This is a genomic window from Mesorhizobium sp. M7A.F.Ca.CA.002.04.1.1, from assembly GCF_004022805.1.
In the GTDB taxonomy this organism is placed as follows: Bacteria; Pseudomonadota; Alphaproteobacteria; order Rhizobiales; family Rhizobiaceae; genus Mesorhizobium; species Mesorhizobium ciceri.
This window is the reverse complement of record NZ_RZPL01000911.1, coordinates 1-1,930: the sequence shown is the minus strand read 5'-3', so window position 1 is coordinate 1,930 and position 1,930 is coordinate 1. Positions and strand designations below refer to the sequence as shown.

Here is a 1,930-nt window from a genome sequence, read left to right as displayed (position 1 = left end):
GCTCTTGCTGGCGCGCGTGCTGGCGCGGCCCGCAAACCTTCTGGTGCTCGATGAGCCGACCAACGATCTCGACATGGAGACGCTGGAACTGCTGCAGGAACTGGTCGCCGGTTTCGCCGGCACCGTCATCCTGGTCAGCCACGACCGCGATTTCCTCGACCGCACCGTGACCAGCCTGATCGCGCCGGATGGTGAGGGCCGCTGGATCGAATATGCCGGCGGCTACTCCGACATGCTGGCGCAGCGCGGCGGCACGAAGCTGGACGACCGCAAGGCGCGGGCGAGAGCCGAAAATGGCGAGGCGCCCGCGTCAGGCAAGAGCGAAGCCGCCGCGCCAAAAGGGCCGGCGAAGAAACTGTCGTTCAAGCAGAAATTCGCACTGGAATCCCTGCCGAAGAAAATCGAAGCTGTGATGGCCTCGATCTCGAGGCTGGAGAACAACATCGCCGATCCGGCCTATTACGAGCGCGATCCGGCCTCGTTCCAGAAAACCATCGCCGCCCTCGACAAGGAGCGCGCGACGCTGGCCGCGCTCGAGGAAGAATGGCTGGAACTGGAGATGTTGCGCGAGGAGATGGAGGGGTGAGGAGTGTTTCGGCCGTAGGCCGATCAATCGACGACGATTTGTCGATTGAAGCGACGAACGCCCGGAGCCATAGCGAAGGGGCCGAGCGCCCCTACCTGCAGCTAGAACCGCCTGATTGCCTCCATACAGAAATGCGCATATATTATGCGCATGTTGCGGAGGCTATTATGCGCAAAATTGCCTTGAGTGCGACCCGTCAGCCAGCAAATCTGTCGATCGATTCGAACCTCATGAGGGAAGCCAAGGGACTTGACGTGAATGTCTCGCGCGCTGCGGAGGCCGGCATCGCGGAGGCGGTGGCTGCCGAAAAAACGCGACTGTGGAAGCTTGAGAACCGCGCCACGATGGACGCGTGGAACGACTATATCGAGAAACATGGCATCCCGCTGGAAGAGTACCGGCAGTTCTGATGCCCCGCTATGATGTCTTCGCCGGTCGCATCGAAGGCAGCTATGTGCTCGACGTTCAGTCAGAGCTGCTCGACAATTTCAAGACGCGGGTGGTCGTGCCGCTTCTGCCGGTCGCAATGGTGCCACCGCCGATGCGAAAGCTTCATCCGATTTTTGAGATCAACGGTCGAAAGCTCGTTATGGCAACACACCTGGTTGCCACCGTTTCTGCCAGCGAATTGGGCGAAAGTCGGCTGAACCTGATCAAGCACCACGACGACATCGTCGCTGCGCTCGACATGCTGTTCCAGGGCTTCTGAACGGCGGCTACAGCGTCTCAGCCTGCCGTCTTGGCCTGCCAGGCCTTGATTGCCTCGTCGAACACCTTCTCTCCGGGAATGCCCTTTTCCATGGTCAGCAACGCCCGCCGTCCGGTCTTGTAGACCACCGGCACGTCGATCCAGTCCTGGCCGCGCAACAAGGTCATGTTGGCGTCTTCGTCGGCCTTGGTGTCGTTGAGCGCGACGAGGAAGAAGCCGTCGGCAATCTTGGCCGGAATGCCGATCAGCGGGCTGCCGGCATCCTGCTCCGAAGCCTTCATGGCAACGCGCAGGATGTTGTCGACACCGCCGCCCTCGAAGCCGTCGGGCGTCAGGAAGATCATCTCGATGATATGGCTGGCCGGCAGCGTCTGGTCGGTGTTGCGGCGGATGGTCATGCGCAACTGGATGTCCTTGCCGGGAATGGTCGCCTCAGCGCGGATCGCCGGCTCCGGCGGCAGGTCGCCACCGGGCGATTCCTGCACCAGCGACCAGACGATGTTGCCGGGCTCGGCGGAGCCCTGGGCGGTGCTGGTGCGCTCCTCATAGAAGATCGCCTTCTGGCCGACAGGCAGAGCGGCTTCCGCAGGCGCAGCCGCCGGGGCGGGCGGCGCGGCACCTGCCGGTGCTGGCGG

Annotated in this window: 2 protein-coding genes and 2 pseudogenes; 3 read left to right on the top strand and 1 reads right to left on the bottom strand. The window is 62.6% G+C overall.

Features of this window, described 5'->3' with window-relative positions; genetic code table 11:
* The 3 genes and pseudogenes from ENZ75_RS30330 to ENZ75_RS30320 all read left to right on the top strand — a co-directional run.
* Nucleotides 1–586 (top strand): annotated as a pseudogene (locus tag ENZ75_RS30330) (ABC transporter ATP-binding protein); the annotation flags it as partial.
* A 167-nt stretch (nt 587–753) separates the two neighbouring features.
* Entirely contained in the window at nt 754–996 is a 243-nt protein-coding gene (locus ENZ75_RS30325; protein ID WP_063170355.1) for a type II toxin-antitoxin system CcdA family antitoxin, read from the top strand.
* On the top strand, nt 996–1,295 hold the full coding sequence (locus ENZ75_RS30320) for a CcdB family protein (protein WP_063169193.1): 300 nt from the start codon (nt 996–998) through the stop codon (nt 1,293–1,295). The genes ENZ75_RS30325 and ENZ75_RS30320 overlap by 1 nt, the downstream gene beginning before the upstream one ends.
* A gap of 17 nt (nt 1,296–1,312) precedes the next feature.
* Here the strand turns inward: ENZ75_RS30320 and ENZ75_RS30315 are convergent.
* Nucleotides 1,313–1,930: pseudogene (locus ENZ75_RS30315) on the bottom strand (hypothetical protein); the annotation flags it as partial.

Coding starts and splice junctions, on each gene's coding strand:
- ENZ75_RS30325 (WP_063170355.1), top strand. CDS start 754: ATGCGCAAAATTGCCTTGAGTGCGACCCGTCAGCCAGCAAATCTGTCG.
- ENZ75_RS30320 (WP_063169193.1), top strand. CDS start 996: ATGCCCCGCTATGATGTCTTCGCCGGTCGCATCGAAGGCAGCTATGTG.